26 protein-coding genes are annotated in these 26,972 nt (G+C 72.2%); 10 read left to right on the top strand and 16 right to left on the bottom strand.

All coding sequences use genetic code 11. From position 1 onward, the window contains the following. Positions 1-7: 7 nt before the first annotated feature. From ABFX81_RS28360 to ABFX81_RS28340, 5 genes are all read right to left on the bottom strand, one after another. Complete coding sequence (locus ABFX81_RS28360; protein ID WP_086854513.1) at positions 8-688, bottom strand: lysoplasmalogenase family protein; 681 nt, start codon at positions 686-688, stop codon at positions 8-10. Further along, positions 685-1,569 (bottom strand): sterol desaturase family protein, encoded by an 885-nt coding sequence (locus ABFX81_RS28355; protein ID WP_346138850.1) that lies wholly within the window; start codon positions 1,567-1,569, stop codon positions 685-687. Before ABFX81_RS28355 ends, ABFX81_RS28360 begins: the two co-directional genes overlap by 4 nt. Positions 1,570-1,676: 107 nt before the next feature. After that, positions 1,677-2,291 carry a hypothetical protein gene (locus tag ABFX81_RS28350; RefSeq protein ID WP_086854546.1) on the bottom strand — a complete coding sequence of 205 codons (615 nt, stop codon included), beginning with the start codon at positions 2,289-2,291 and terminating at the stop codon, positions 1,677-1,679. After that, complete coding sequence (locus ABFX81_RS28345) at positions 2,288-2,632, bottom strand: hypothetical protein (protein WP_086854545.1); 345 nt, start codon at positions 2,630-2,632, stop codon at positions 2,288-2,290. Before ABFX81_RS28345 ends, ABFX81_RS28350 begins: the two co-directional genes overlap by 4 nt. A 46-nt stretch (positions 2,633-2,678) precedes the next feature. Beyond that, a complete protein-coding gene (locus ABFX81_RS28340; RefSeq protein WP_346138849.1) occupies positions 2,679-7,985 on the bottom strand; it encodes an HD domain-containing protein in 5,307 nt (1,768 codons plus the stop codon). A 257-nt stretch (positions 7,986-8,242) separates the two neighbouring features. Between ABFX81_RS28340 and ABFX81_RS28335 the strand changes: the two genes are divergently transcribed. The 3 genes from ABFX81_RS28335 (at position 8,243) to ABFX81_RS28325 (ending at position 10,432) form a co-directional block, all read left to right on the top strand. Then, entirely contained in the window at positions 8,243-9,244 is a 1,002-nt protein-coding gene (locus tag ABFX81_RS28335; protein WP_346138848.1) for a DEDDh family exonuclease, read from the top strand. Between the two features lie 107 nt (positions 9,245-9,351). Continuing rightward, positions 9,352-9,585 (top strand): hypothetical protein, encoded by a 234-nt coding sequence (locus ABFX81_RS28330; protein ID WP_086852200.1) that lies wholly within the window; start codon positions 9,352-9,354, stop codon positions 9,583-9,585. A 49-nt stretch (positions 9,586-9,634) separates the two neighbouring features. Further along, positions 9,635-10,432, top strand: coding sequence for an SURF1 family cytochrome oxidase biogenesis protein (locus tag ABFX81_RS28325; RefSeq protein ID WP_346138847.1), 798 nt, complete (start codon positions 9,635-9,637; stop codon positions 10,430-10,432). 129 nt (positions 10,433-10,561) lie between these two features. Here ABFX81_RS28325 and ABFX81_RS28320 read toward each other — a convergent pair whose 3' ends face one another. Together ABFX81_RS28320 and ABFX81_RS28315 are read right to left on the bottom strand one after the other, a co-directional pair. After that, on the bottom strand, positions 10,562-12,700 hold the full coding sequence (locus ABFX81_RS28320; RefSeq protein WP_086852195.1) for a carbon starvation CstA family protein: 2,139 nt from the start codon (positions 12,698-12,700) through the stop codon (positions 10,562-10,564). 44 nt (positions 12,701-12,744) lie between these two features. Continuing rightward, positions 12,745-12,957 (bottom strand): DUF3311 domain-containing protein, encoded by a 213-nt coding sequence (locus tag ABFX81_RS28315; RefSeq protein ID WP_086852193.1) that lies wholly within the window; start codon positions 12,955-12,957, stop codon positions 12,745-12,747. A 168-nt stretch (positions 12,958-13,125) separates the two neighbouring features. On the opposite strand from ABFX81_RS28315, the gene ABFX81_RS28310 reads away from it, so the two are divergent. The 5 genes from ABFX81_RS28310 to ABFX81_RS28290 are packed head-to-tail and all read left to right on the top strand — an operon-like array spanning position 13,126 to position 18,171. Further along, the gene (locus ABFX81_RS28310; protein WP_086852191.1) at positions 13,126-14,673 is read left to right on the top strand and encodes a sodium:solute symporter family transporter; all 1,548 of its coding nucleotides are present in this window, start codon (positions 13,126-13,128) and stop codon (positions 14,671-14,673) included. After that, positions 14,670-15,254, top strand: a complete 585-nt coding sequence (locus ABFX81_RS28305; RefSeq protein ID WP_346138846.1) for a SigE family RNA polymerase sigma factor — start codon at positions 14,670-14,672, stop codon at positions 15,252-15,254. The genes ABFX81_RS28310 and ABFX81_RS28305 overlap by 4 nt, the downstream gene beginning before the upstream one ends. Continuing rightward, positions 15,251-15,583 carry a hypothetical protein gene (locus ABFX81_RS28300; protein ID WP_086852189.1) on the top strand — a complete coding sequence of 111 codons (333 nt, stop codon included), beginning with the start codon at positions 15,251-15,253 and terminating at the stop codon, positions 15,581-15,583. The genes ABFX81_RS28305 and ABFX81_RS28300 overlap by 4 nt, the downstream gene beginning before the upstream one ends. 33 nt (positions 15,584-15,616) lie before the next feature. Then, positions 15,617-17,410, top strand: coding sequence for a glycoside hydrolase family 15 protein (locus ABFX81_RS28295; protein ID WP_086852186.1), 1,794 nt, complete (start codon positions 15,617-15,619; stop codon positions 17,408-17,410). 5 nt (positions 17,411-17,415) lie between these two features. Next, entirely contained in the window at positions 17,416-18,171 is a 756-nt protein-coding gene (locus tag ABFX81_RS28290; protein ID WP_086852184.1) for an SDR family oxidoreductase, read from the top strand. Positions 18,172-18,194: 23 nt separating this feature from the next. Here ABFX81_RS28290 and amaP read toward each other — a convergent pair whose 3' ends face one another. The 5 genes from amaP to ABFX81_RS28265 are packed head-to-tail and all read right to left on the bottom strand — an operon-like array spanning position 18,195 to position 20,556. After that, on the bottom strand, positions 18,195-18,773 hold the full coding sequence (gene amaP / locus ABFX81_RS28285; protein ID WP_428837219.1) for an alkaline shock response membrane anchor protein AmaP: 579 nt from the start codon (positions 18,771-18,773) through the stop codon (positions 18,195-18,197). 5 nt (positions 18,774-18,778) lie between these two features. Beyond that, entirely contained in the window at positions 18,779-19,474 is a 696-nt protein-coding gene (locus ABFX81_RS28280; protein ID WP_086852180.1) for a DUF6286 domain-containing protein, read from the bottom strand. Further along, entirely contained in the window at positions 19,471-19,854 is a 384-nt protein-coding gene (locus tag ABFX81_RS28275; RefSeq protein ID WP_086852178.1) for an Asp23/Gls24 family envelope stress response protein, read from the bottom strand. Before ABFX81_RS28275 ends, ABFX81_RS28280 begins: the two co-directional genes overlap by 4 nt. Next, complete coding sequence (locus tag ABFX81_RS28270; RefSeq protein WP_086852176.1) at positions 19,851-20,033, bottom strand: hypothetical protein; 183 nt, start codon at positions 20,031-20,033, stop codon at positions 19,851-19,853. The genes ABFX81_RS28275 and ABFX81_RS28270 overlap by 4 nt, the downstream gene beginning before the upstream one ends. 49 nt (positions 20,034-20,082) lie before the next feature. Beyond that, positions 20,083-20,556, bottom strand: coding sequence for an Asp23/Gls24 family envelope stress response protein (locus ABFX81_RS28265; protein WP_086852174.1), 474 nt, complete (start codon positions 20,554-20,556; stop codon positions 20,083-20,085). An 87-nt stretch (positions 20,557-20,643) separates the two neighbouring features. Between ABFX81_RS28265 and ABFX81_RS28260 the strand changes: the two genes are divergently transcribed. Next, the gene (locus tag ABFX81_RS28260; protein WP_086852173.1) at positions 20,644-21,360 is read left to right on the top strand and encodes a nucleopolyhedrovirus P10 family protein; all 717 of its coding nucleotides are present in this window, start codon (positions 20,644-20,646) and stop codon (positions 21,358-21,360) included. 298 nt (positions 21,361-21,658) lie between these two features. On the opposite strand, the gene ABFX81_RS28255 is transcribed toward ABFX81_RS28260, so the two are convergent. The 3 genes from ABFX81_RS28255 to ABFX81_RS28245 form a co-directional block, all read right to left on the bottom strand. Then, positions 21,659-22,462 (bottom strand): enoyl-CoA hydratase-related protein, encoded by an 804-nt coding sequence (locus ABFX81_RS28255; RefSeq protein ID WP_086852171.1) that lies wholly within the window; start codon positions 22,460-22,462, stop codon positions 21,659-21,661. A gap of 108 nt (positions 22,463-22,570) precedes the next feature. Next, positions 22,571-22,789 (bottom strand): helix-turn-helix domain-containing protein, encoded by a 219-nt coding sequence (locus tag ABFX81_RS28250; protein ID WP_010037790.1) that lies wholly within the window; start codon positions 22,787-22,789, stop codon positions 22,571-22,573. A gap of 335 nt (positions 22,790-23,124) precedes the next feature. Continuing rightward, positions 23,125-24,723 carry an ABC-F family ATP-binding cassette domain-containing protein gene (locus ABFX81_RS28245; protein ID WP_086852169.1) on the bottom strand — a complete coding sequence of 533 codons (1,599 nt, stop codon included), beginning with the start codon at positions 24,721-24,723 and terminating at the stop codon, positions 23,125-23,127. 248 nt (positions 24,724-24,971) lie between these two features. Here ABFX81_RS28245 and ABFX81_RS28240 point away from each other — a divergent pair, with 248 nt between their 5' ends. Continuing rightward, positions 24,972-25,385, top strand: a complete 414-nt coding sequence (locus tag ABFX81_RS28240) for a VOC family protein (protein WP_086852167.1) — start codon at positions 24,972-24,974, stop codon at positions 25,383-25,385. Between the two features lie 19 nt (positions 25,386-25,404). Here the strand turns inward: ABFX81_RS28240 and ABFX81_RS28235 are convergent, their stop codons facing one another. Further along, on the bottom strand, positions 25,405-26,793 hold the full coding sequence (locus ABFX81_RS28235; protein ID WP_346138845.1) for a hypothetical protein: 1,389 nt from the start codon (positions 26,791-26,793) through the stop codon (positions 25,405-25,407). Positions 26,794-26,972: the final 179 nt, after the last annotated feature.

The raw sequence follows: 26,972 nt of genomic DNA, 5'->3' as shown, positions 1-26,972 counted from the left end.
ACGAGCCTCAGACGGCGCGCATCTCTCCGTACGTCGCGGCCGGCGCCCTGCGCGCGTTCAGCGCCTCGATCGTGCCGCCGGCGAGGAGGACCTGTGCGGCGATGTACGTGAGCATGATCCAGAAGTTCGGCACGGGCGGCTGCGGCCAGTCGGCGACGCCGGTGGCGATGAGTGTGTCGGAGAGCAGGAAGAGCGCACCGCCGAGCCCGGCGAAGAGACCGAGCCGGACGGCGGCTCTGTACGCCATGGCCGTGAGCAGGAGGCTGTACCCGGCGACGGGCAGGCGCAGGTCCGCGGGCAGGTCCGGCCACAGCAGCGCGACGGTGGTGACCAGGGCGGTGGCGTAGCCCAGGGCGAGCAGGCCCGCACGCGCGCGTGGGACCGCGTACCGGCTGCCGTGCGCCCGGAAGAGGACGAGGTAGCAGACGTGTCCCGCCGCGAAGCAGCCCATGCCGGCGAGGAAGGCCGGTTCGGCGTCGGACAGCAGCAGCACGTCACCGCCCCAGCCGAACAGCAGGGCGGCAACGAGCGGCCGGGGCGCCCGGCGCAGGACGGCCCAGAGCGCCAGGAGCGGCATCAGCAGCGGCTTGGCGACGGTGTGCCCGGCGTCGAAGCCGGCCGCGAGGGAGCCGAGGTCGACGGCGACGGCGAGAGCGAGGGCGCCGAGGAGGAGTCGGGAGTGGCTCACGCCGACGTGCTCTCGGCAGGCGTGCCGGCGGTGGACACCGGTGCCGCGGCCGGCGCGGGCCCCCACCCCGGCCCCCGGAACACCCGCCCCGCGCGCTCGCGCCAGTCGCGCGCCGCCTTCAGGTCCTTCGCGATGGACACGTACTCGTGCGTCGCCACCTTGAGCGGGTTGTACGTGTCGATGTTCTTGGTCAGTCCGTACACGGGCCGCACGGTCTCGGCGGCGAAGGACCCGAACAGCCGGTCCCAGACGATGAGGATGCCGCCGAAGTTGCGGTCCAGGTAACCGCCTTGGGATGCGTGGTGGACACGGTGGTGCGACGGGGTGTTGAAGACGAACTCGAACCACCGGGGCATCTTGTCGATCCGCTCGGTGTGGATCCAGAACTGGTAGACGAGGTTCGCGGAGGAGCAGAAGGCGAGCGCGGCCGGGTGCACTCCGGCGGCGATGAGGGGCACGTAGAACGGCCACACCGTCAGGGACGTCCAGGGCTGACGCAGCGCGGTGGTGAAGTTGAACTTGCGGCTGGAGTGGTGGACCACGTGGCAGGCCCACAGGATGCGGATGACGTGGTGGCCGCGGTGGGACCAGTAGTAGAAGAAGTCCTGCGCGAGCAGCATCAGCGGGACGGTCCACCACAGCACGGGCACGCGCAGGGGGGTGAGTTCGTAGAGGGCCGTGTAGAGGGCGACGATCGGGATCTTCCAGAGGAAGTCGAAGGCGAGGCTGCCGAGCCCCATGCCGACGCTCGTCGCGGCGTCCTTCGCCTCGTAGCCCGCCGCGTCCTCGTCGGGGTGGAGACGGTAGCTCACCATCTCGACCACGGTGAGCAGCACAAAGGCGGGTATCGACCACAGCACGACATCGGGCAGGTTCGGCATGCCTGAACCGTAGGACCGCCGTTCCGCCCCGGCTAGACGTTGTTACCGACAAGTATTACCGACGGTACGCGCTTGCTTCTTGGCGATCTCCGCCAATCGCCGCGCCGTCAGCACCGCCGCGTCGGCGTGACCGACCGGACCGTGCCGATCGGGATACTGCTGTACGCGCCTCCCTTCGCCGGTTTGATGGTCACCGCCGTGGCGTCGCTCATCACCAGCTCCCCGCACCGCACGCCGCCCTCGGTGGTCACCACCACGTACGGCCCGCCCTGCTGGGAGTTCGCGGGATCATCGACGGGCACGAGCCAGGAGACCGCGATCGCGGCGACGATCGCGCACAGCCCGGCAACGGACAGCCGCCGCGCCCGGATGAGGGCGGCCTGCGTGCGCACGACCTCGTCCAGGACGGCGGCGAGCAGCCGGTCACCGCTCAGCCAGGTCTGCCGTCCGAGCGGACCGTGGGCGGCCCGCACGGCTCCCAGGGCACCGGAGAGCAGCAGCACGAAGGCCAGCACCAGCAGCAGTGCCGTGGTCCAGCGCCAGGCGCCCGGCATGCCCGCGACGCTCTCGCGGCCCTTCAGGACGAAGACCACGCCGACCAGCCCCGTGAGCCCGGTCAGCCCGTTGCGCCAGCCCTCGGCCTGCCGGCGCACGGCGCCGAGCTGGTCGTACTGGAGCTGCTGCCCGAGCTGGGCGAACCGTTTCCTGGCGAGGTCGCTCACGACGCCGCCGCGCGCGCGGGCGGCACCGGAACGTCCCAGAAGGCACCGCAGCCCGAGTCGGGGGACTCCGGCGGCCGTTCCGGGTGGGGGTAACCGCAGGCGCAGTAGACCGGGATGGAGCCCGTGAGGGGTTCGGGCTCGCTCCGGTCCCGGCGCCACAGCCGCTTGGGCGGGCCCAGCACTCCGTACGCCACCCGGAAGACGGTCGCCGCTCTGCACGTCGGGCAGAGTCCCGTCACGGTGTACCAGCGGCCGTCCTCGGACCGTGCGACGGTGAAGGGCTCCTCCGGGTCGACTGCGACCTCTTGTTCACGGAACTCGGTCGGAACGTGATCGGGCATGGCTCCTCGCAGGGTTGTGTCAACGGCCTGACCGGCCTGACGGTTGTCATCGAGCCCGGTAAGGCTCCGCCGGCGGCGTCGGGGCCGGCTCGGCGGGACAGTCCGGCGGCAGGACGAGGCCGAACAGCGGCGCGTACCGGGCGAGCCGGTCGTACACCCCGCGGGGCGGCTGCCCGAGCTCTCGCGCGGTTACGGCGACGCGGTCGGCCGTCACCTCACCGCTCAGCGCGGGCGCCCGCCCGGTGTACTGCTCGGTGAGCATGATCAGGTCCTGCCAGGTCGGCACCGTGTCCGTGTCCGCTCCCGGCCGTTCCACCAGGAGGCGGAGGCCGAAGGGACGGTAGAGCGCGAGCCGGTCCCACGCCTTGGTCAACGCCCAGCCGAAGCGGGCCGCGACGCGCAGCAGTTCGAGCGGGCCGACCGGTCCGTCGCCGACGAGGTCCGGCCGGAACGAGGCGCTGTCGTGCTCGGTGGGCCGGTGCTCGCGCCAGGCGTCGGATCCGCCCTCGGCGCCGTCGGCGGGTTCCCGCCAGGGGGCTCCGAGAGGGGCGTAGCGGGCCAGGACGGCCACGCTTTCGCCGAGGGTCGCGTCGTTGGCCCGGGCGTGGGGCACGAGGACGGCAGGGTTCGGACGGGGGCGCCAGCGCGGGACATGCCCACCCCGCCTGGACAGGAGGAAGGCATTGTCCTCGTCCGTCTGCTCCGGCATGCAGCAGGCCACGACGTCAGCGGCGGTGGGTCGCAGATCGGCAGGTGCCTCGTCGGCCAGCCGGTCCAGCGCCGAGACGTCGAGCCCGACCAGCGGGCCGAGCGCGGTGAGCCGTTCGATCGCGGAGCCGAGCGTGCTGCGGGTCATCGCCGCGGCATACAGAACGAAGAAGACGTCGAGGCCATGGCGCACGGCGACGGCGCGGACCGCGTCGCCCGTGTTGCTCAACTGCAACGACTCGTCGGCGTCGTAATACCTTCGGCGTGACAGCACGTCTCGCTCCGGCCACATGAGCAGGTACCAGTCACCGGCCGAGACAGCGCGCCACTGCTCCACGAGCGCCGGCGCGCGTCCGTCCACGAAGCCCGCCTCGGCGAGTTCCGTGAGCCGTTCCGCCACCAGCGCGCCGTCGGCCCGGACCTTCCGCACGGCCTGAGCCGTCTCCAGCAGGGGCGCGGGGCATCCGGTCGGGTCGCACGGCCAGCTGTCGGTGGACCTGTCGTCGATGACGGCGCCGAGGAGGTCGCTGTCGAGCCTGGTGAAGACGCGGTCGTCCTGGTCCCCGGGAGGCGGGACGCGCAGCTGCTGCGCCGCGAGGACATCCGCAAACCGTTCGGGCACCTCGGCCACCGGGATCCCCAGCAACCCCGATGCCCTGGCCATCTGCCGGGGCGACAGGTCCAGATCGGCGTCGTAGGCGGCGATGCCGAGGCACATCGTGAACTCGGTGCGCTGCTCCTGCGTCCAGGACCGGGGTACGTCAAATCTGTAGGGCGTGGCGGCGGGAGCTCCGGCGGGAGCCGGTCCCTCCGCAGGCCAGCCGAGCCACGCGTACCGACGCAGGATCTCCTCGTACTTCTCCTGGGCCGGTGGCGTCCCCGCCTTCCGCTTCCCCGGGGCCGTGAACCGGGGGTGCCAGGCCAGCACGTTGAGCTCCTCGTGGGTGGCGATGACGTCGGCGGGGACGGCATCGGTGTCGTCCGGTACGTGCAGGGGGAATCCGGCCTCGGCGAACCGCCTGGCCCTGTCCAGGGCCTCCCGGAGGGGCAGACCCTCCACGACGCTGAACCTCCGGAGCACCGCGACTGCATCATTGACGAAGTGGCGTGCGTAATCCTCGCGCAGCAACGCGTCATAGCGCTCACCGCCGAGGAGGATCCGGCGGTCCGTGGCGTCGAGCAGCATCCGGTGCGCCGCGTCGAGTCCGGTGACGGCGGGCACGTCCAGGCCGGCGATGACGTACCGGCGCAACCGCCTCATGAGTTCCCCCAGAGTGATGCTCTCGTCCGGCGACCGCGGCAGAGCCGCCTGCCTCGTGGCACCGGACAGCCACACCTCCCGCGGGCTGACGGCGGCCTCCCAGGACTCGGGAGCGGGATAGCCGACCACGGACTCCGGCAACGCAAGTCTCTCCCAGGCCCGGTCGCCCAGTTCGATCCCGACGTTGCGCAGAACCGCCGCCCGCCAGGACAGCACCCCGGTTTTCTCCGGCAGAACGGCCACCCCGATGTCCTGCAGCGGCACCAGCCCCACGTCCAACGGGAAGCACCCCACCCTGCGGAAGTCGAGGACCGTCGCCCGGTCCCAGCCGATTCTGCTGGTCAGACGGGTATCGGCCGCCAGCAGTCGCGCTGTCACCCGGACCGCCGCAGCCGGGTGCAGCCGGGCGAACGCCCAGAGCCACTCCAGTGTCAGCCACTCCGGGGCCCCGAACGCGCGGGCGCTGTCCAGGAGTTGCTCGTCCACCCAGGCCCGGTCGTACGAGAGGATCCTGGTCCTGTCGGTGCTGATGTCCGGAGCGTGCGTCTCGCGCAGGTCCATCACGAAGCCGAAGGGATGCCCGTCCAGGTCGTGCCAGTTCTTGCCGGCACTGTTGTGCCGGTCCAGCTTCCCGGCGCTGGTGCGGAGCCAGGCGGCGGCGCTGCTGTCCTCCTGGGTCATGGACGCCGGATCCACGAGGATGCCGTCGGCCAGGAGGCATCCCTTTCCTTCCACCCACCACGCGTCGGGGCCTGCGGGAAGCGGGCGCCGGGCATCACCGAAGTAGTACAGCGCTCCTGGTTCCCACGTGCGCACGGCCTCCCCGTCCCGCTCCACCCGCATCGCGAACTCGGACCGCCACACCCGCTTGGCCAGCTCCTCCGCCACGTCGATGTCGCCGGACTGGAGGTACAGCCGCACTCGGGTGCCGCCCCCGGGCTGCGCCCCGTCGTTCCTGCGAACCCGGAACAGACTGCCGGTCGAGGCCACGTCCACGCGCAGTCCGCCGTCCGTGTCCGCGCGCCCGTACTCGTCGGTCGCCCGGGTCCAGATGCTGATCTCGTCGGCCAGCATGAAGTAGCTGAACACACCGACGCCGAAACGGCTGTTTGGATAGACCCGCAGGTCCGGGTCCGCGCGGCGCCAGCGGGCCTGTTCCCTGCGGTACTCGCGGGACTGCTCGAAGCGGCGGCCGGCCCGCGAGAAGGTGCCCCGCAGGCTCTTGTGATCCATGCCGACGCCGTTGTCCTCGCACTCCACGTAGGAGCGCCCCTCCGCGTCCGTGCCCTGCCGGAAGACGATCTCGCCCTGCCAGGTGTACGGGACGCTCCCGTCGGCCTTTCCGTAGCGCAGCCGGGCCTGCCGGTAGCGGCAGGCGTCCAGGGCGTTCTGGTACATCTCCCGGAGCGCGAGGACCGGGTCGCCGTACAGATGGGTGCCCATGAGCAGTTCGCGCATCTCGTCCTCGGCGAGGCTGAACCGCATCAGCGGGACACCGTAGGCGTCGCCCTTGACGGCGCTGTCGTACCGCGGGCGCAGCCGACGGCATGTGATCCGGTCGGGCACGTGGGCGAGGAGCGCGGCGGGCTGGGCGGAGGTGAGGTGCCGTCGCACGTTCTGTACGGCCTCGTCGGCCCAGGCGGCCAGCGTCTCCAGAGCGGCGTGCACCGCGGGGTGCGGGCAGGGCAGGTCCAGGTCGAGTGTCTTGCTCAGCCGGTCCCGCGCCCAGCGCAACTCCCGGACACTCGCCACGGCTTCGCCCGGCCGCAGCCCGTCGGCGACCCCGATGTTGTCCACCAGGACACCGGGCAGTTGCCTCAGGTCGCCGCCGAGCAGGCCCGCGACGCCCAGCAGCCAGGTCAGCTCCCGGGGGCGCCAGCGCTCCGTCGTACCGTCCGCGCGGGCGAGTTCCTCCAGGCGCCAGTGGGTGTCGGTGCGGTCCCGCTCGCCCTGGTCCGGCTCGGTGGGGGCGACCGCGATCTGCCGGCAGACCCGTACGAGTTCGTCGGTCAGTTCCTCGGTCCGGGCCGGTGCGGAGTCAGGACCGATCAGCGCCTTCGCGAGCGGAGCGAGCAACTGGGGCGCGTACGTGTCCCACAGTTGCTCCTTGCCTCCGACGTGCCGGTGCAGCAGCCAGGCGGCGACGGCCGCGGCGTCCTCGGCCCGGTCGCGTCCGGCCAGCTCGCGGCCCTTCCGCCAGAGCAGGGCGTGCGCGGCGAAGGTGTGCTCCAGGTCGACGCGTTCCGGGTCGCGCCCCAGGGAGCCGGCTTCCGGATCCAGCCGGAAGGGCTCGACCGCAGTGGTCTCCTTGACGCCCATGGCGTACACGGCCTCGCGGACGAAGGGTGCGGCCGCGAGCACCGCGAACTCGCCCGGGTCCAGGAGCGGGCCGCCCTGTGTCTGTGAGGGTGCGAGCAGGGGTCTGAGCCCGCGGGCCAGCACGCGCACCGGGTAGTCGTCGTCCGCCCAGGGGTCGGGGACCCTCGCGAACGCGGTGCTGCGCCACTTGGCGCACTCTGCCGTCAACCGCACGAGGACGCGTTGGAGTTCAGTGCGACGCGCGTCGCCGCCACCCTCGACGGCCGACCAGAGTTCGGGGTCGCGGACTGCCGCGGCCCACTCCTCGTGGAGGGTGCGGCCGGCGCAGAGTTCGACCTTCCGGATCGCCTCCGGGCCGCTGGGCGCGTAGTGGGCGGTCGGCGTCTGCCGCTGGCGGGCGGCGCGGGCGAACTCGGCGGTCCTGCGGACGGTGTGGGCGATGACGTCGGCGACCGTGCGGGGCGCGGTGTCCGACTGCAGGGCGTCGGCGAGCGCGCGGGTGAAGTGGCTGCCGAGTTCCTTGTCGGAGCCGCAGGTCTGGCCGGGGCCGCAGCCGAAGAGCACGGCCACCCGTTCCCGCCCGGCCGGGAAGTTCGTCGCCGGCCCGCCGTACGACGTGCCGCCCGACGCGGCTTCCTCGCGACAGGCGTCGACGGTCAGCAGGACCGTACCGGCACGGCACCCCTGGAGCAGTTGGGCGAGGTCGAGGCCGATGAGGCTGTCCAGCGCCACCTGCGGCGGCGTGGTCGCCCAGGTGAGTTGGGCGTCCGCGGGCACGAGGTGGTCAGCGCCGTCCACGGACAGCCCGTGTCCGGTGAAGTGGATGAGGACCGTGCCGTCTTCGGGCGCGGTGGCGCAGACCCTGCTGATCGCACTGCGGATCCGGGAGCGCAGGGCGGGCTCGTCGGGGGTCGCCCCGATCCGTTCGACGCTGTACCCGGAGGAGCGCAGCGCCCCGGTCATCAATTCGACGTCACGTCCCACCGTCTCCGTCAGGTCGTGGAAGCGCTCCGAGAGTTCGTACTGCGGAACGGCGACGATCAGCGCCTGCCTGCTCTCCCCCATCAGCCCGCTCGTCCCCCTTCGACCACTGCGCGGCACGGGCAAGAATGGCACAGGAGAGATGCGGCACATCCGGCTCCGCTCCTTGCTCCGCAGCCCCGTTGCCCTCCACCCGCCACAGCAGATGTCCCGTCAACTGCATGCGGGATGCCCGGAGAACCGCGAGCGGAATCCCCCGGTTCCTCTTGCCCGGCCACGGCGGACGCGGCACGGCACCTGACGGACCGGGCTGTCAGTCCCGGCCCGTATCCTCAGTGACCATGCTGGAAGACCTGACGACCGCGGCGTTCTCTCCCACGTCGTGGCCGGCCGCGTATCCCAAGGGGTACGCGGTCGTTGACGTGGAGACCACGGGCCTGGCCCGGGACGACCGCATCATCTCCGCGGCCGTCTACCGGCTGGACGCGCGCGGCGAGGTCGAGGACCACTGGTACACGACGGTCAATCCCGAGCGTGACCCCGGCCCCGTGTGGATCCACGGACTGACGAGCGAGGCGCTCGAGGGCGCGCCCCTCTTCCCGGACATCGCCGAGGAGTTCACGGCCCGGCTTGAGGGGCGGGTACTCGTCGCGCACAACGCCGTCTTCGACTGGCAGATGATCGCCCGGGAGTACGCGCGCGCGAAGTGCGAGGCGCCCGTGCGGCAGCGGCTGTGCACCATCGCGCTCTCCAAGGAGCTCGGCCTTCCGCTGCCCAACCACAAGCTGGAGTCCCTCGCCGCGCACTTCGGCGTCGTCCAGCGGCGGGCGCACCACGCGCTGGACGACGCGCGCGTGCTGGCGGAGGCGTTCCGGCCCAGCCTCAGGGCCGCGGCGGCGAGCGGCGTACGGCTGCCGCTGCACGAGTGCCGGCCGCTGACGGAGTGGTCGGACCGCCCTGCCACGCCCCGCATCGGCCAGCAGGCGGGCCCGCGGAGCTACGGCGGCTACCGCCAGACCGGTTGGCGCCCCTCCCGGAAGCGCCCCGCCTGCCCCTACCCCAACCCGGGGCGCTACGAGGCGGGCGGGCGGCTCAAGCAGGGCATGCGGGTCGCCTTTTCGGGTGACACCTCGACCGAGCGCGAGCTGCTGGAGGACCGGGCGACCGAGGCCGGGCTGCACGTGGCCACCAGCCTGTCCCGGCTGACCAGCCTGCTCGTCACGAACGACCCGGACTCGGGCACGTCCAAGGTGGTCAAGGCCCGGCAGTTCGGCACACCGGTCGTGGACGAGGCGGCGTTCGGGCAACTCCTCGGGGATGTGGAGCCGGCGTCGGAGGGGTGACCTTACGCGGAGCGGTGTCGCCGGGGCGACGTACGGACGGGTGATTGGCGGGCGACTCGCCCGGCGGCCGCTCGCCCGGGCCGGGGCGACGGCTCACCCTGTGGCGCATGGCGACCTGTGAGGTATGTGGCAATCAGTACGGAATGACCTTCGAGGTGCACGCACAGGGGGCGGTGCACGTCTTCGACTGCTTCGCCTGCGCGATCCACCGCATGGCCCCCATCTGCGAGCACTGCCGGGTACAGATCATCGGCCAGGGCGTCGAGGTCGACGGCCAGTGGTACTGCGGTGCCCACTGCGCCCGCGCGGAGGGAAAGGCGGGAATTGTCGACAAGGTTTGAACCCGTACCCGCCTGAATACACCCCACGACCGAGTTGTACGGTCGTGGGGTGTACCGCTTCCTGATGTCCCGGCAGTGGGTGATCCTCACACTGGTCGCCCTGCTTCTCATCCCCACGATGATCAGGCTGGGCATCTGGCAGATGCATCGCTACGAGGAGCGCACCGCACGGAACCAGCTGGTCACCGACGCACTGGCGGCCGAGCCGGTCCCCGTGGAGAAGCTGACCGCGCCCGGGCACACCGTCACCAGCGCCGAGCGGTACCGGACCGTGACCGCGAAGGGCCGCTTCGACGCGGAGGACGAGGTCGTCGTCCGCCGCCGCACCAACTCCGACGACGAGGTCGGCTACCACGTCCTGACCCCGTTCGTCCTCGACGACGGCAAGGTCCTGCTGGTCAACCGGGGCTGGATCCCCTCGGACGGCCCGAGCCAGACCACGTTCCCGAAGGTTCCCGCACCGCCGGGCGGCGAGGTGACCGTCGAGGGTCGGCTGATGCCGAGTGAGACGACCGCGGCGAGCGGCATCAAGAACCTCAAGGGCCTGCCGGACCGGCAGATCATGCTGATCAACAGCGAGCAGGAGGCCCGGCGCCTGGACGCGCGGGTGCTCGGCGGCTACATCGCGCAGACGGCTCCCGAGCCCGAGGGCGACACCCCCGAGCTGCTCGGCGACCCCGGCAAGGAGGACGCGGCGCTGAACTACGCGTACGCCGTCCAGTGGTGGCTGTTCTCCGCCGCCGTCCCGGTCGGCTGGGTGGTCCTGGCCCGCCGCGAGGCCCGGGACCGGGCGCAGGCGGCGGCCAGAGAAGCCGACGCGAGCAAGGCGGAGCCGGCGGCGGTGTGACCCCCGCCGGCCTCCCCCGGCCGCGTCAGCAGCAGCGTCCCTGCCGGCACTCCTCCCGGTGCGACCGGTTCAGTACCTCGGCCAGTTCCCGCACGTACCAGCGCACCGCCCGTGCCCAGCGCACCGCCCTCACGTCCGGGCTCCCGCCAACGGCTCGTCCGGCACGTCGAGTCGGGACTCGACGTACGGCGCCTCGGTGACCGGGGTCGAGCCCGGGGCCCGTATCGCCCGCACGCAGACCACCGCGGCGTTGCCGATCACCACGGCGACCAGCAGCAGGAACAGGGCGATCAGCACACCGTCGACCGTGGAGTTGGTGACCACGGTGTGCATGTCGTCGAGGTTCTTCGCGGGCGGCAGGACCTGACCGGCGTCGAGGGCGTCGGCGTACCGCGCGCGCTGCGCGAAGAAGCCGATCTTCGGGTCGGAGGAGAAGATCTTCTGCCAGCCCGCGGTGAAGGTGATCGCGACGACCCAGGCGAGCGGGACGCCCGTGACCCACGCCCAGCGCAGCCGGCCGGACTTGATCAGGATCGTGGTGCAGACGGCGAGGGCGATCGCGGCGAGGAGCTGGTTCGCTATGCCGAAGAGCGGGAAGAGCTGGTTGATCCCGCCGAGCGGGTCGGTGGCGCCGGTGTGGAGGAAGTAGCCCCAGGCCGCCACGACGAGGGCGCTGCACACCCAGATGCCCGGCTTCCAGTTGACCCGGCCGGCCGGCTTCCACACGTTGCCGAGCATGTCCTGGAGCATGAAGCGGCCGACGCGGGTGCCCGCGTCCACCGTTGTCAGGATGAACAGCGCCTCGAACATGATGGCGAAGTGGTACCAGAAGGCCTTCATCCCGGCGCCGCCGAAGACCCCGGAGAAGATCTCCGACATGCCGACGGCCAGGGTCGGGGCCCCGCCGGAGCGGGCGATCAGCGTCTGCTCCTCCACGGCCTTGGCGGCCTGGGTGAGCTGGTCGGGGGTGATGGTGAAGCCGAGACCGGCGACGGCGTGGGAGGCCGACTCGGCCGTCGTGCCGAGGAGGGCCGCCGGGGCGTTCATGGCGTAGTAGAGGCCCGGTTCCAGGGTCGCCGCGGCGATCAGCGCCATGATCGCGACGAACGACTCCATCAGCATGGCGCCGTAGCCGATCATCCGGACCTGGGACTCCTTCCGGATCAGCTTCGGTGTGGTCCCGGAGGAGACCAGCGCGTGGAAGCCGGACAGCGCGCCGCAGGCGATGGTGATGAAGAGGAAGGGGAACAGCGCTCCGGCGAAGACGGGCCCCGCACCCGACGAGGCGAAGTCGCTCACCGCGTCCGTGCGCAGGACCGGCGCCGCGACGACCACGCCGACCGCGAGCAGGGCGATGGTGCCGATCTTCATGAAGGTGGAGAGGTAGTCGCGCGGCGCGAGCAGCATCCACACCGGCAGGACGGAGGCGACGAAGCCGTAGCCGACGAGGCAGAACACCAAGGTCGTGGGACTGAGCGTGAAGGCGGAGGCCAGCGAGGACTCCTGGATCCAGCTGCCACCGACGATGGCGAGCAGCAGCAGGACCACGCCGATCAGACTGGTCTCGACGACCCGGCCCGGGCGGATGACGTGCAGCCAGAAGCCCATGAACAGGGCGATGGGGATGGTCATCGCGACGGAGAAGGTGCCCCAGGGGCTGTGGGCGAGGGCGTTGACGACGACCAGCGCCAGGACCCCCAGCAGGATGATCATGATGGCGAACACGGCGATCAGGGCGGCGGCCCCGCCGGCCCGGCCGATCTCGTCGCGGGCCATCTGCCCGAGCGACGTGCCGTCCCGTCGCATCGACAGGAACAGCACGACCATGTCCTGCACCGCGCCCGCGAAGATCACCCCCGCCACGATCCACAGGGTCCCCGGCAGGTAGCCCATCTGGGCCGCGAGCACCGGCCCCACCAGCGGCCCGGCGCCGGCGATCGCGGCGAAGTGGTGCCCGAGCAGCACCCGGCGGTCGGTGGGGTGGTAGTCGACGCCGTCCTCGAGGCGTTCGGCGGGGGTGGCCCTGCGGTCGTCCGGCTCCAGGACGCGGCGGGCGATGAACCGGGAGTAGAAGCGGTAGGCGATGGCGTACGACCCGAGCGCGGCGATCACCAGCCAGACCGCGGAGATCCGCTCGCCACGCGCCAGGGCGAGGACGCCCCAGGCGACCGCACCCAGGAGGGAGACGGCGGCCCAGAGCAGAATCGGCCGCATTCTGGACCTTTCCGGCACTTCTGGTTCGGATTCGGGAAGGGCTGATACGGGCATGGCGGCTCCTCACCTCGACGGGTGTGCACAACAGGGAGTGCGGATCAGCGGTGTCGGTCCGTCAGCGCGTACGCGGCGAGCAGGCACAGGCCGCAGCCCGGTACCCACGCGAGTTGGTACCAGTAGAAGAACGGCGTCCCCGCGAGCCGCGGACCGGCACCGGCGTACAGCGGGACCCACAGCAACCCGGCCGCGGGTGCGAGCAGCAGCAGGGCGACGGCGACGCGCCGTAGCCGGGGGTGCCCGGTGCGTGCCATGACCTGTGCTCCTCTCCCGCTCGCTGTCGGTCTGTGCAAGAGTTGCGCACTCGCCGGGAGTGGTTGACAGGACGTTCGAGAAAGATTTCCCGCCGGTTTCCTGTCCTCCGGACGGGCCGTCCGCGCAACTCTCGCGCGAGGGCACAGGCACACCAAGGACGGTGACCCATGGCTGACGGCGCCATGACCGCGACGTTCCTCGCCGTGATCGGCGGGGCGTCCCTGCTCGCCGTCACCGCACGGCGGCTGCGCCCGGTCGACCGGCTGCCCTCCCTGGAGGGCTGGGCCCTGGCCGACCGCTCCCTCGGCCCCGGCTGGACCTGGCTGCTGCTGGGCGGCACGATCTTCACCGCGTACACCTTCACCGCGGTACCCGGACTGGCCTACGGCAACGGCGCGCCCGCCTTCTTCGCCGTGCCGTACACGGTGATCGTCTGCCCGCTCGCCTTCGTGCTGCTGAGCCGGCTGTGGAGCGTGGCCCGGCGGCACGGCTACATCACCGCCGCCGACTTCGTGCGCGGCCGGTACGGGTCGCCGCCGCTGGCCCTGGTGGTGGCGCTGACGGGGATCCTCGCCACGATGCCGTACCTGGCGCTGCAACTGCTGGGGATCAGGGCGGTCCTGACTGCCGGGGGCGTGTACCCGCGGGGCGCTGCCGGGGACCTGGTGCTGGTCGCGCTGTTCGCGGGGCTCGCGGTGGCCACGTACCGGCACGGACTGCGGGCGCCGGCGGTCATCTCCGCGCTGAAGGCGGTCGCGGTGTTCGTCTCGCTCACCGCGGTGACCTGGCTGGTCCTCGCCCGGCTGGGCGGACCGGGCCCGGTCTTCGAGGGCGCGGCGCAGCGGCTGGGCGGCCCGGCGCTGCTGCTGTCCCCCGCGCAGCAGCCGGCCTACGCCACGCTCGCGCTCGGCTCCGCCCTCGCCCTGCTGATGTACCCCCACGTGCTCACCGCCGGCTTCGCCGCCGACGGACCCGGCACCCTGCGCAAGGTCTCGGTGGCGCTGCCCGCCTGGACCGGGCTGCTCGCGCTGTTCGGGTTCCTCGGTATCGCCGCCCTCGCCGCGGGGGTGCGGGCGCCGCGCGGCGGTGCCGAGGCCGCCGTGCCGATGCTGGTGGACCGGCTGATGCCGGCGCCGCTGGCCGGCCTGGTGTTCGCCGCGATCGCCGTGGGGGCGCTCGTCCCGGCGGCGGTGATGTCGATCGCCGCGGCCACGAGTTTCGTCCGCAACGTGTACGTCGAGTACGTCCATCCGACGGCCACGCCGAAGCGGCAGGTGCGCATCGCCAAGGCGGTGTCGCTCACCGCGAAGGTGGGGGCCGTGGCGTTCGTGTTCGGGCTGCGCGACCAGGACGCCGTCAACCTCCAGCTGCTCGGCGGCGTGTGGATCCTGCAGATCTTCCCGGCCGTCGCCGTCGGGCTGTTCACCGGGTGGCTGCACCCGCGGGCGCTGCTCGCCGGGTGGGCCGTGGGCATGGCGTCGGGGACGTACCTGGTGGTGCGCGAGGGGTTCTCCTCGATCGTGCCGCTCGGCACCGGCGCCCAGCCGCTGGAGATCTACGCAGGGCTCGTTGCCCTGCTGTTCAACCTGACCGTCGCGGTGGCCGGCACCGCGGTGCTGACCCGCCTCGGCGTCCCGCGCGGCGCCGACGCGACCGACCTGCCGTCCCGCCTGACCGTCCGGCGACGCCCGGAGACCGGAGCGAAGAACCCGTGAGACGCAGACAGAACCCCACACTGCCACCAGCACCGGCACCGGCAGCGGCACCGGCCGAGCCCCTCGCTCCCCCGGCCGGCGACTCCGCGGACCTGGAGCGCGAGGCCGGTGTCGCCCACCTCTTCGAGCTGCACTACTCCTCGATGCTGCGCCTCGCCGTCCTGCTCGGCGCCGACGATCCGGAGAACGTGGTGGCCGAGGCGTACTACCAGATCTACCGCAAGTGGCGGCGACTGCGGGACGCGGCCGCGGCGGAGGCGTATCTGCGCTCCACCGTCTGCAATCTGACGCGGATGCGGATCCGGCACCTCCAAGTCGCCCGCAGACACGAGGAGAACCCGCCGGACGACACGGTCGCCTCCGCCGAGCACGCCGCGCTGCTGCGGGACGACCAGCGCGTGCTGATCGACGCGCTCCAGCAGTTGCCGCCCCGGCAGCGCGAGGCTCTGGTGCTGCGGCACTGGCTCGGTCTCAAGGAGAGCGAGATAGCCGCCGCGATGGGCATATCCGGCGGTTCGGTCAAGACGCACACGGCACGCGGCATCGCCGCCCTGACCCAGGCGATGGAGGCCCGGCGATGACGCATCGAGACAAGACCCCGTCGCGTGGCACCGGTCCGGACCGGGCCGGTCACGGCCGCACCGAGGAGGAGCTCCGCGAGGCGCTCCGGGTCCTGGCGGGCGGGGTGCTCCCCGACCCCGACGCGTACCGCACGGCACGCGGTGACTGGCTGCGGCGCGAGCGCCGGCGGCGCCTCGTGCTCGCCGTGCTCATCACCGTCGTCTTCACGCTGGCCACCCTGATCGGCCTGTGGGTGCTCAACCAGGCCCCGTCGGACCCGGGGGTGATCTTCTCGGGCACGGGCGCCCCGGTCGCCGAGGGCACGTCACTCCCCCGGCCCTCGCCCTGATTGCCGCGCCGACTTGCCGGGAACCCGCACTCCGTGGACCCGAGCATCGAGGATTACGCGCTCATCGGCGACGAACAGACCGCCGCCCTGGTCGGCACCGACGGATCCGTGGACTGGCTCTGCCTGCCCCGCTTCGACTCGGCCGCCTGCTTCGCCAAGCTGCTCGGCGACGAGGACAACGGCTTCTGGCGCATCGCCCCCGTGGGCGCGGACCGGTGCACCCGGCGCGCCTACCGCCGCGACACCCTCGTCCTGGACACCGAGTGGGAGACCGGGAAGGGGACGGTACGCGTCACCGACCTGATGCCGCAGCGCGACGAGGCCCCCGACCTCGTGCGCGTCGTCGAGGGCCTGGACGGCGAGGTGACGCTCCACAGCGTCCTCAAGCTGCGCTTCGACTACGGCTCGATCATCCCCTGGGTACGCCGGGCCGACGGCCACCGCGTCGCCGTCGCCGGACCCGACTCGACCTGGCTGCGCAGCGAGCCGGAGGTGCGCAGCTGGGGCGAGGACTTCGGAACGCACGCGGAGTTCACGGTCCGGAAAGGGGAGAAGGTCGCGTTCGTCCTCACCTGGCACCCCTCCCACGAGCAGCGCCCGCCGCTCGTCGACCCGTACGAGTCGCTGCGCCACAGCGTCGAGGACTGGCGGGCCTGGGCAGCGCGCTGCCGCTACGACGGACCGTACCGGGACGCCGTCGTCCGCTCGCTGATCACCCTCAAGGCGCTCACCTACGCCCCGACCGGCGGCATCGTCGCCGCCGCCACCACCTCCCTGCCCGAGGAGCCGGGCGGGGTGCGCAACTGGGACTACCGCTACTGCTGGCTGCGCGACTCCACCCTCACCCTGGGCGCGCTGCTGGCTGCGGGCTACCAGGAGGAGGCCGAGGCCTGGCGCAACTGGCTGCTGCGCGCGGTCGCGGGCGACCCGGCGGACCTCCAGATCATGTACGGCCTGGCGGGCGAGAGACGGCTGCCCGAGTTCGAGCTGCCGTGGCTGTCCGGCTTCGCCGGGTCCGCCCCCGTACGCGTCGGGAACGACGCCGTGAAACAGCTACAGCTGGACGTCTACGGCGAGGTCATGGACTCCCTGTCGCTGGCCCGCATCTCGGGCCTGTCCGCCCAGCCGGACGTGTGGGCGCTCCAGACGGCCCTGATGGACTTTCTGCGCAGCCACTGGCAGCAGCCGGACGAAGGACTGTGGGAGGTGCGCGGCGGCCGGCGCCAGTTCGTGCACTCGAAGGTGATGGTGTGGGTCGCCGCCGACCGTGCCGTGCGCACCCTGGAGCGCCATCCGGAGCTGGACGGCGACCTGGACGGCTGGCGCGCGCTGCGCGACGAGGTGCACCGCGAGGTGTGCGACAAGGGCTACGACCCCGAGCGCAACACGTTCACGCAGTCCTACGGCTCGCGCGAACTGGACGCCGCGCTGCTGCTCATCCCGCGCGTCGGCTTCCTGCCGCCCGACGATCCACGGGTGATCGGCACCATCGACGCGGTGCGCAAGGAGCTGGACCACGGCGGCTTGCTGCACCGCTACAGCCCCACCGACTCGGACCAGGCGGAGATCGACGGACTGCCCGGCTCCGAGGGCACCTTCCTGGTGTGCTCGTTCTGGCTCGCGGACGCCCTGCACATGACGGGCCGTACGAAGGAGGCCCGGGAGCTGTTCGAGCGGTTGGTGGGGCTAACCAACGACGTCGGCCTGCTCTCCGAGGAGTTCGACCCGGTGACCGGCCGGCAGCTCGGCAACTTCCCGCAGGCGTTCAGCCACATCGGCCTGGTGAACACCGCCATGGCCCTGTTCGGTGAGGACGGGGCAGGATAGGGACCATGGATCTTGGACTGAAAGACCGGGTGTACGTCGTCACCGGGGCCACACGGGGCCTCGGCAACGCCACCGCGCGCGAGCTCGTCGCGGACGGGGCGAAGGTGGTCGTCTCGGGGCGGGACGAGAAGAGCGTCGCCGAGGCGGCGGCCGCGCTGGGCCCGAACGCGGTCGGGGTGGCCGTCGACAACGCCGACCCCGACGCGCCGGCCATGCTGATCGGGGCCGCGCGGGAGCACTTCGGGCGCTTCAACGGTGTCCTCGTCAGCGTGGGCGGGCCGCCGGCCGGGTTCGTCTCGGACAACACGGACGAGCAGTGGCAGGCGGCGTTCGAATCGGTGTTCCTCGGCGCGGTGCGGCTGGCTCGCGCGGCGTCGGCGGAGTTGGAGTCGGGGGGTGTCATCGGTTTCGTGCTGTCGGGGTCGGTGTACGAGCCGATTCCGGGACTGATGATCTCGAACGGGCTGCGGCCGGGGCTGGCCGGGTTCGCCAAGTCGCTGTCCGACGAACTGGGGCCGCGGGGGATCCGGGTGGTCGGCGTGCTTCCCGGGCGCATCGACACGGATCGCGTGCGCGAGCTGGACGCGTTGTCGGCGGATCCCGAGGCGACCCGGGCGGCGTCGGAGTCGCGCATTCCGTTGCGGCGGTACGGGGCGCCGGAGGAGTTCGGGCGGGTGGCGGCGTTCCTGCTGTCTCCGGCGGCTTCCTATCTGACCGGGGTCATGGTGCCGGTGGACGGCGGAGCGCGGCACGGGTTCTGAGCGCCGGGTACGGCCGGGGGCCGTCAGCTCACTCTCCCCGCACGGTGCTTGACGCCCCGCAGCCGTACCTCCGCCGGCAGTGACGCGAGACCCGCCGATGTTCCGGCGTGGGTCAGGGCACCGGTCGTCAGGTCGTGCAGGGCCGCGCCCGGGTCCACGTGCGGTTCCAGTGCGAGCCGTACATGGGCCTCGGGTGCGCTGCGGCGGCCCGTCAGACGTGCGCGGGCCCGGTCGACGCCGTCGACCCGGGACGCCTCCCCGGTGAGGACGTTCTCCAGGGCCCGGCCGCGCAGCAGGGCTCCCTCGCCGTCGCCGGTGTCCACGAGGACCTCGGCCAGGCGGCGCCGGCGCAGTACCGAGACCAGCCACCACAGGGCGAGCAGCATCGCAACGGCGAGTACGGCGATGACGATCGGCCACCACCAGCCGTCGTCCCGCCAGCGGGTGCGTTCGGCGTCGCTCATCAGCACGTCGTGCCGGCTGTCGTGGATCCACCACGAGGGTGCCGGAGCGCCGAGGCCGACGGCCAGCACGGAGCCGCCCAGCACCAGCAGCACGAGGCCCACGATCCCGAGGAACACGCGGTTGACGACTCTGAGCATCGCTGTCACCCCTTCCGGCCGGGCCGCCGGACGCGCACCGACAGCGCGGGCGGCCGGGAGAGTCCCAGTCCGCGGACCGCGTCGGTGAGCACGGCGTCCAAGTCGGTTCGAACGTCGTCCAGTTCACGGAAGTGCGACATGGCACGGACGCGCGCCCGCCTCCGGCGCACCCGCACCCGCGCCGACTGCACGCCCGCCACCTCCATGGCCCGGTCGCGCAACGCGGTCGCGGCGGCCTCCCGGTCCAGTCCGGCGCGTACGTCGGCGTGCGTGCGCCGCATCGGGAGCACGTCACGCAGGCCGGGCGTCACGGCCAGGGCCAGCAGCCAGAGCCCGAGAGCGGCGGCGACCCCGGCCCCGACGAGCACCCAGATGTCGTCGAGGGGCCGGTCGGCGAGCTGCCGGGCCAGCTCCCGGCGCCAGCTCATGACGGGCCGGTCGGCGCGCACGGACGCGATGTCGTAGAGGAACAGTCCGGCGAGTCCCAGGAGCAGCAGGGCGACGATGCCCGCAGGGACGCGGCGCGCCGACCAGAAGCGGCCTTCGCGGCCGCCCTCGCCGTCGGGTACGGGCGGCGTTCCGTTCTCGTCCGCCGACGCGGACCGGTCGGGTCCGGTGCCGGTCTGCGACTTGTCGAGGACCGGCAGGCGCTGTGTGGCGCCCTCGGGCTCGGGCGGTTCGGTGCCCCGGGGTTCGTTCATCGCGTCCTCCCCTGTCCCTCGCCGGGCCCGGCGACCAGGTGCAGCCCCTCCACCTGGACGACGACCTCCGGCACCTGCATCCCCACCAGGGCGCCCACCCGCTCGACGACGTGACGACGCACCTGGCGGCAGCGCGCGCCGACGTCGCAGGGGTAGTCGAGTTCGACGTGCACACGGACGTGCGCGACCTCGCGGTGGACCACGACGGTGGCGGACGGCCTGTCGGCGTCGGGCGGCAGCGTTCCGACGGCCTCGCGGGCCGCCTGGGAAGCGATCTTCGCGACGACCCGGTCGGCGATCCGGGTCGCGCCCCGCTCGCCCGGCGGGACGACGGTCAAGGGTCTGTCGAGCTCACCGGCCCCCGCGCTCACGGCCGTCACCGCCGCCGTTCACGGGGACGGAAGAAGTCGCCGAAGTCCATGTCCCCCTCCAGGAACCGGCCGACGACGAAGCCGACGGCGCCCAGCGCCGCCACCAGCAGGAAGGCGCCGAACCCGCCGAAGTACCCGGCGAATCCGAGTGCCATGCCGGCGATCATGCCGACGACGGCCATGCTCATGCTGCGCTCCTCAGCTCCTCATTGGCTGCGATGTCCGGTGGCCGGTGCCTCACTGGATCCGGCGCTCCGGTTCCTCTTCCTCCTCGTCCGGCAGCTTCACGTCGCTCACCGCGATGTTGACCTCGACGACCTCGAGGCCCGTCATCCGCTCGACGGCGGTGATGACGTTCTCCCGTACGTCCCGGGCCACATCGGCGATCGACACGCCGTACTCGACCACGATCTCCAGGTCGAGGGCGGCCTGGACCTCGCCGACCTCGACCTTCACACCGCGCGACACCGACTTGGCGCCGCCGGGCACGCGGTCGCGCACTGCTCCGAACGTGCGGGACAGGCCGCTGCCCATGGCGTGCACGCCGTCCACATCGCGGGCAGCGAGCCCGGCGATCTTCTCCACGACGCCGTCCGCGATGGTCGTCCGCCCGCGGGAGCCGGGGTCTCCCCCGCCCCGCTTGGTCAGCGGGCTCCGGCGCGCCGCCGACGTCTCGGTCTCCCCGCCCCGGTTCTCGGTCATGTCAGTCATCGCCGTTCGTCCTTTTCGGTTGTCGTCCTGCGACCACCGTAAGCACGGTTGCGTGGTTGCGCGCCTTTGATGCGGCAGGCTGGAGGAATGACGGCCGATCGGTGGACACAGGCAGTGAGACAACAGTTGGGCCTCGGCAGGCTCCTGCCGCTGGGTGATGCGCGCGACGGCGCCTGGATCGCCGAGCGGGCGGCAGAGGCGGTGCTGCGGCGCGCGGCATGGGACGCCCCGGGAGTGCGCCTCGACGCGCTCCGGGTCGCGCTCGCCGATCCGGCGGGCACCGGGATCCCGGCCGTGCCGGCCCCGCCGAGCGCTCTGCCGCCCGGGCCGCTGCGGGTGACGGCTGAGTTCGCGGCCACGGCCTCGCAGCCGCTGCCGACGACGGCGTCCCTGCTGCGGGCGACGCTCGCGACGGCCGCGACGCAGCGGCTCGGTCTGGCGGTGACGGAGGTGGATCTGCGCGTGACGGGCCTGCTGGACGAGGAGGCGGAACGACCCGGGCCCGCCGCGCCCCTCCCCGAGCCGCCGCGCGCCGCGCGGGCCGAGGGCGACGACGAGGGCCGCGTCGCCGCCGCCGCGCTCAAGGTCCCGGGCGTGCTTCACCTGACCGGCGCGCTGGGCCACCCGGTGCACATCGAGGAACTCCCGGGCGGGGCCGCGCTGTCGCACCGCCACGTCCGGCTGGAAATCGCGGCGCGCGAGGACCACCGGTCCCGGGACGTGGCGCGCGAGGTCCGCAGGGCGGTGCGGACGTCACTGTCGGACCACCCGACGGTGGCGGTCCTGGTGAGCGGGATCGGCTGAGGGGCGGCACCCGACGTGGGTCACGGGCACCGCACGGCCGACCGTGGCGCCCCGGCGCACGCGAACACCCGACCGGGCAGCACCCGCCACGGATCGCGATGACCGCACAGCCGGCCGTGGCGCCCAAGACGCACGGGAACAGCCGATCGGCCAGCAAGCGCCACGGATCGCAAGGACCGGACAGCCCACCATGGCTCCCCGGCGCACAGGAACAGCCGACCGGCCAACACCCGCCATGGGGCGCGGGCATCGCCCAGTCGGCGGCAACTCCCCTGGTGACGCCGGGAAGCCGCCCGGCTCAGTCCCCGATGCCCGCGAGGTCCCGCAGGCGGCGGGCCTGGGACTGGCGTTCCGCGGTGCGCTGGTCCTCGTAGGTGCGGTCCTGGGCGCCGCGCAGCAGTGCCTTGGTCTCGACGACCGCGTCGCGGGGCGCGGCGAGCACGGCCGACGCGAGGTCGCGGACCGTGTCGTCGAGTTGGTCCGCGGGCACGGCCACGTTGGCCAGCCCGGTGTTCACGGCCTCCTCGGCCGTGACGAAGCGCCCGGTCACGCAGATCTCCAGCGCGCGGGCGTATCCGACGAGTCCCACCAGCGGATGCGTGCCCGTCAGATCGGGCACGAGTCCGAGGCTGGTCTCGCGCATGGCGAACTGCACGTCGTCCGCGACGACGCGCAGATCGCAGGCGAGGGCGAGCTGGAAGCCCGCCCCGATGGCGTGCCCCTGGACAGCGGCGACGGAGACGATGTCGCTGCGCCGCCACCAGGTGAACGCCTCCTGGTACTCGGCGATGGCCGCGTCCAGCTCGGCGTCGCTCCCACGCGCGAGGTCGATGAACGACGGTTCCCCGTCGAAGCCCTCGGGCGTGAACGCCTGCCGGTCGAGACCGGCCGAGAAGGACTTGCCCTCGGCCCGCAGCACCACGACGCGGACGGAGCCCGGCAGCTGCCGCCCGGCCTCGGTCAGCGCCCGCCACAGAGCGGGGCTCTGCGCGTTGCGCTTGGCCGGATTGGCCAGCGTCACCGTGGCGATCGCGTCGTCGACGGTGAGCCGTACGCCGTCCTTGTCGAGTACGGGAACGAGGTCCTTGTCGGGCGAAGCCATGGGACGCCTCCGATGTGTGCGGTCAGCTAAGTGACTGCACAGTAACCACCCGGCCGATCAGTCGACCGACCGGGTGGCCACCATCGAAGCCGAAGGGGCCACCCGGGGTCAGGCCGTGGCCTTTTTACCCCGTGTCGCCCCGCCACGCCCTCGCAGCGTGACGCCCGACTCACTGAGCATGCGGTGCACGAAGCCATACGAGCGGCCGGTCTCCTCGGCCAACGCCCGGATGCTCGCACCGGCGTCGTACTTCTTCTTCAGGTCTGCCGCGAGCTTGTCGCGCGCGGCGCCGGTCACCCGGCTGCCCTTCTTCAGAGTCTCGGCCACCCGTGCCTCCTCATGGGAAGTGCGCTCTGGTCTCCTCATGATCACCCCTCCGGGCCCTGATGGCCACCCATTCGGCAAGGTCCGTGAGACAAGGTTGTGACGACGGGAGCGCGTGCCCACAAGTGGAATAAGAAATTCCGAAGAGTGGCGTCCGTACACCCGAACGGATCGCCACGGGAAATGCCAGGTCAGAAAGGCGTCGCGGCCGAGCCCGGAAGAATCGGGGGCTCGGCCGCGAAATCGATGTAGGACACACCTCGGTACGAGGAGATCTCACACAGATGATGGATCACCGCTAGGCCGAATGATCCATACGCCGTTGATCACGCATTCGATCAAGCGAGGGCGACGAGGTCCGCGTAGTCGGCGCCCCACAGGTCCTCGACGCCGTCGGGCAGCAGGATGATCCGCTCCGGCTGGAGCGCCTCGACGGCGCCCTCGTCGTGGGTGACGAGGACGACCGCGCCCTTGTACGTGCGCAGCGCGCCGAGGATCTCCTCGCGGCTGGCCGGGTCGAGGTTGTTGGTCGGCTCGTCGAGCAGCAGCACGTTCGCCGAGGACACGACCAGGGTGGCGAGCGCCAGGCGGGTCTTCTCGCCGCCGGAGAGGACACCGGCGGGCTTGTCGACGTCGTCGCCGGAGAACAGGAACGAGCCGAGCGTCTTGCGGACCTCCACCAGGTCCAGGTCGGGGGCGGCCGAGCGCATGTTCTCCAGGACCGTGCGCTCCGGGTCGAGGGTCTCGTGCTCCTGCGCGTAGTAGCCGAGCTTCAGACCGTGGCCGGGGACGACCGCGCCCGTGTCGGGCTGCTCCACGCCGCCCAGCAGCCGCAGCAGGGTGGTCTTGCCGGCGCCGTTGAGGCCGAGGATGACGACGCGGCTGCCCTTGTCGATGGCCAGGTCGACGTCGGTGAAGATCTCCAGCGAGCCGTACGACTTCGACAGACCCTCGGCCATCAGCGGGGTCTTCCCGCAGGGCGCGGGCTCGGGGAAGCGGAGCTTGGCGACCTTGTCGGACTTCCGCTCGGCCTCCAGGCCGGCCAGCAGCTTGTCCGCTCGGCGGGCCATGTTCTGCGCGGCGACGGTCTTGGTGGCCTTGGCCCGCATCTTGTCGGCCTGCGAATGCAGCGCGGAGGCCTTCTTCTCGGCGTTCTGCCGCTCGCGCTTGCGGCGCTTCTCGTCGGCCTCGCGCTGCTGCTGGTAGAGCTTCCAGCCCATGTTGTAGACGTCGATCTGGGCGCGGTTGGCGTCCAGGTAGAACACCTTGTTGACGACCGTCTCGACCAGGTCGACGTCGTGGGAGATCACGATGAAGCCGCCGCGGTAGGTCTTGAGGTAGTCGCGCAGCCAGATGATCGAGTCGGCGTCGAGGTGGTTGGTCGGCTCGTCGAGCAGCAGCGTGTCCGCGTCGGAGAACAGGATCCGGGCCAGCTCGATACGGCGGCGCTGACCACCGGAGAGCGTGTGCAGGGGCTGGCCGAGCACCCGGTCGGGCAGGTTGAGCGCGGCGGCGATGGTGGCGGCCTCGGCCTCGGCGGCGTACCCGCCCTTGGTGAGGAACTCCGTCTCCTGGCGCTCGTACTGCTTGAGCGCCTTCTCGCGGGTGGACCCCTGGCCGTTGGCGATGCGCTGCTCGTTGTCGCGCATCTTGCGGATCAGTACGTCGAGGCCGCGCGCGGAGAGGATGCGGTCGCGGGCGAGGATGTCGAGGTCGCCGGTGCGGGGGTCCTGCGGGAGGTAGCCGACCTCGCCGGAGCGGGTGATGGTGCCGCCGGCGGGCATGCCCTCGCCCGCGAGGCACTTGGTGAGGGTGGTCTTCCCTGCGCCGTTGCGGCCGACCAGGCCGATGCGGTCGCCCTTGGCGACTCGGAAGGTGGCGTTTTCGATGAGGACGCGGGCACCGGCGCGCAGCTCGATACCGGAGGCGGAGATCACGGACAGACTCCAGGGCGGATACGGGGGCGGGATGGGCGGCTGAGGACGTTCCCGCCGTCTAATGCGCGAGGAGAAAGGCCATGGGGGACAGTCTAACGGGGCGGTGCAAGCACTTTTTCTGCGTGCGGGTGTTCGGTTGGTCTCGCCGGGTCTCGTCTCGCCGGGTCGCTGTCAGTGGTGGGTGCGAGACTGAGCAACAGGGCCGGATCATCGGATTTCCGGCGAACCGACACAAGGGAGTGATCGGTATGGCAGGCACGTCCGGCGCGCGCCCGAGCATCTGTCCGACGCTGCTGTACGCCGACGCGAAAGCGGCGATCCGGCAGCTCACGGAGGCCTTCGGCTTCACGGAGCTGTCGGTGTTCGAGGGCGAGGACGGCGCGGTGCTGCACGCCGAGCTGGTGCAGGGCAACGGCGCGGTGATGGTCGGCAGCAAGGGCCGGGGCGGTGTGTTCGACGCGGCCATGAAGGACGCGGGCACCACCGGGGTGTACGTCGTGGTGGACGACGTGGACGCACACCACCGCCGCGCCCTGGACCACGGCGTGGAGATCCTGATGCCCCCGACGGACCAGGACTACGGCTCGCGGGACTACATGGCCCGGGACCTCGAGGGCAACGTGTGGAGCTTCGGGACGTACGCGCCGGAGATACCGGGCTGACGGCCCACGGCGGGTTCGGCTAGCTGCCTCCGGTGTGCACTTGGAACGCGGCGCGGCGTACGGCCTTGGCCAGGGCCGGGTCAGGGTGGGCCGCGGCGAGGGCGACCAGGACCTGCACGGTCCGGGGGTGTCCCACGGCCCGCACCTCGTCGAGCAGCATCGGGACGGTCGGCTGCACGGCGGACTCCAGGTGGCGCACGAGCAGCGGGGCCTCGCCGTGGTCGGCGACTGCGGCCGCGGTGTCCACCCACAGCCAGGTCGCCTCCTCCCGGGTGAGGACCTCGTGGGCGTCCTCGGGGTCGGTCCCGTCGTGCTCGGCCAGCCACAGCAGCGCGTACGGCCTGAGCGTCGGCTCGTCCAGCACGGCGCGGACGTCCGGCTCGGCGGGGGCGCCGACCACGCGCAGCGCCTCGAAGGCGAGACCGCGCAGCAGGGCGTCCTCGCCACGGGCGGCGGCCAGGAGTTCGGCGACGGCGCTGCCGACGGTCCGGGCGGCGAGCCAGGCCCGGTACTCGGCGCGGGCAGCGTTCGGGCGCAGCTGGGCGCAGCCGCGGAGCATGTCCTCGGCCGCCTGCTCGATGTTCCCGGCGGGGCTCTGCGCGGCGACGCAGATCTGCTCCAGCTTGACCCAGACCGCCCAGCTGCCGAGCGGGGTGAGCGTGGCCTGGCCGTCGCCGTAGGTGAGGGCGCCGACGGAGGCGAGGGCGCGCAGGGCCCAGTCGAGGAGCGGGGCGAGCGGGGCGTCGGTGGGCGCCGGTTCGGCCTGCGGCTCGTAGGGGATCTCGCAGCGCGCGGTGCGCAGTTCGGTGACGCGCTGCTCCAGGAGGTCGAGGAGCTGCTCCACGGGGACGGGGCCGGCGGACAGCTGGAGGAACGAGAGCACCTGCGGCATGGCCGAGACGACCTCGGCGACGGCGGCGGGCTCGTGGTCCCGGGGTTCCGGACAGGCGAGCGACCAGGCGTCGAAGAGGGCGACCCAGCCGCGCAGTACGGCACTGTCGTCGCGGTCCCAGGCGCGCAGCCGCCAGCCGGGGCGGGCGCTGTCGCCGTGCACCTCGACGAGACCGGCGAGACGGGCGGTGTCCCAGTCGGCTCTGACCTGATCCGGGGTCAGACCCAACTCGTGGGCGGCCCGTTCGGCGGTCGCGGCGGAGAGGGTGGCCTTGCCGTCGGCGGTGGCGCTGCCCCGGCCGGGGCCGAGCTCGGTGTCGGCCCAGCGGGCGACGCGGGCCGCGTCGGCAAGACCTGAGCGTGCCATTCTGGCCAGCTCCGCCGGTGCCGGGGTGCCCTCCGGGGGGCGCGGTGCGGGTCGGCGCGAGCGCCGCTGGTTCATCGCTTGGGGGGCGGCGGCCAGGGGTCGCGGGCGGACGAGTCGAAGCCTGGAGTCGCGCGGGATACGGGACGTCACGGGGGCAGTCTTCCGGTTGACGGTCCGAAAACCCAAACGGAATGTCACGGCGGGCGACGGGGATGGCCAACGCACGGGCGCCCGTGAGTGGTCGAGGGCCGCAAACAGGCCAGTGGTACGACGCTAAACGGAATCATCACGACCGGTCGGTAGGGAGCGGGACGGGACGTGGTTGCGAG

Source organism: Streptomyces coeruleofuscus (assembly GCF_039532725.1).
Lineage (GTDB): Bacteria > Actinomycetota > Actinomycetes > Streptomycetales > Streptomycetaceae > Streptomyces > Streptomyces coeruleofuscus.
This window is presented reverse-complemented; position numbering and strand designations above follow the sequence as displayed.

Coding starts and splice junctions, on each gene's coding strand:
- ABFX81_RS28310 (WP_086852191.1), top strand. CDS start 13,126: ATGGCTGACGGCGCCATGACCGCGACGTTCCTCGCCGTGATCGGCGGG.
- ABFX81_RS28315 (WP_086852193.1), bottom strand. CDS start 12,957: ATGGCACGCACCGGGCACCCCCGGCTACGGCGCGTCGCCGTCGCCCTG.
- ABFX81_RS28265 (WP_086852174.1), bottom strand. CDS start 20,556: ATGACTGACATGACCGAGAACCGGGGCGGGGAGACCGAGACGTCGGCG.
- ABFX81_RS28330 (WP_086852200.1), top strand. CDS start 9,352: ATGGCGACCTGTGAGGTATGTGGCAATCAGTACGGAATGACCTTCGAG.
- ABFX81_RS28335 (WP_346138848.1), top strand. CDS start 8,243: ATGCTGGAAGACCTGACGACCGCGGCGTTCTCTCCCACGTCGTGGCCG.
- ABFX81_RS28300 (WP_086852189.1), top strand. CDS start 15,251: ATGACGCATCGAGACAAGACCCCGTCGCGTGGCACCGGTCCGGACCGG.
- ABFX81_RS28270 (WP_086852176.1), bottom strand. CDS start 20,033: ATGAGCATGGCCGTCGTCGGCATGATCGCCGGCATGGCACTCGGATTC.
- ABFX81_RS28290 (WP_086852184.1), top strand. CDS start 17,416: ATGGATCTTGGACTGAAAGACCGGGTGTACGTCGTCACCGGGGCCACA.
- ABFX81_RS28260 (WP_086852173.1), top strand. CDS start 20,644: ATGACGGCCGATCGGTGGACACAGGCAGTGAGACAACAGTTGGGCCTC.
- ABFX81_RS28320 (WP_086852195.1), bottom strand. CDS start 12,700: ATGCCCGTATCAGCCCTTCCCGAATCCGAACCAGAAGTGCCGGAAAGG.
- ABFX81_RS28345 (WP_086854545.1), bottom strand. CDS start 2,632: ATGCCCGATCACGTTCCGACCGAGTTCCGTGAACAAGAGGTCGCAGTC.
- ABFX81_RS28340 (WP_346138849.1), bottom strand. CDS start 7,985: ATGGGGGAGAGCAGGCAGGCGCTGATCGTCGCCGTTCCGCAGTACGAA.
- ABFX81_RS28240 (WP_086852167.1), top strand. CDS start 24,972: ATGGCAGGCACGTCCGGCGCGCGCCCGAGCATCTGTCCGACGCTGCTG.
- ABFX81_RS28255 (WP_086852171.1), bottom strand. CDS start 22,462: ATGGCTTCGCCCGACAAGGACCTCGTTCCCGTACTCGACAAGGACGGC.
- ABFX81_RS28355 (WP_346138850.1), bottom strand. CDS start 1,569: ATGCCGAACCTGCCCGATGTCGTGCTGTGGTCGATACCCGCCTTTGTG.
- ABFX81_RS28280 (WP_086852180.1), bottom strand. CDS start 19,474: ATGAACGAACCCCGGGGCACCGAACCGCCCGAGCCCGAGGGCGCCACA.
- amaP (WP_428837219.1), bottom strand. CDS start 18,773: ATGCTCAGAGTCGTCAACCGCGTGTTCCTCGGGATCGTGGGCCTCGTG.